2 protein-coding genes are annotated in these 480 nt (G+C 56.5%); both read left to right on the top strand.

Translation table 11 applies throughout. The features are described 5' to 3' along the window. Window positions 1-236: MotA/TolQ/ExbB proton channel family protein (locus F6X68_RS33155; RefSeq protein WP_192581670.1), on the top strand; the 236-nt coding region annotated here is incomplete at its 5' end. 9 nt (window positions 237-245) lie between these two features. Next, on the top strand, window positions 246-480 hold a 235-nt coding region (locus F6X68_RS33150), incomplete at its 3' end, for a biopolymer transporter ExbD (protein WP_192581669.1).

The following is a 480-nucleotide window of genomic DNA, read 5'->3' as shown; positions in this document are numbered from 1 at the left end:
GGGGTGTGATGAGCACCTTTGGCCACATTGCCCAGTCCGGCAGCGCCTCGCTCACCACGATGGCGCCCGGTGTTGCCGCCGCCCTGATCACAACTGTGGCCGGCTTGCTCGTCGCCATTCCATCGATGTTCGGCTACAATTGGCTGGTCCATAATCTGCGCGTCCTGACGGTCGAACTGGACAACTTTGCGCAGGACTTGGTCTCCAAAATGGAAACGGAGTATCTGGAGGAATAGGGAGCTTGCATGAGACGCTTCTCCCAACGCAGCGCCCTGGTGACTCTCAGCGAGATCAACATCACGCATCTGCTGGATTTGGCGTTCGTGCTGCTGATCATTTTCGTGATCACCACCCCCCTCCTTGAGCAGGGCATCCAGTTGAAATTGCCCAGTGGCGGCAGCCCCGATGGGCCACGCAACAAAAATGACATCCGCACCGTTGAGATCAGCCCAAAAGGCGAATTTTATTACAACAAAACCA

Source organism: Micromonospora sp. AMSO12t (assembly GCF_008806585.1).
GTDB classification, from domain to species: Bacteria; Actinomycetota; Actinomycetes; order Mycobacteriales; family Micromonosporaceae; genus Micromonospora; species Micromonospora reichwaldensis.
Note: the sequence above shows the minus strand (reverse complement) of the source record. Positions and strands in the feature narration are given on the sequence as shown.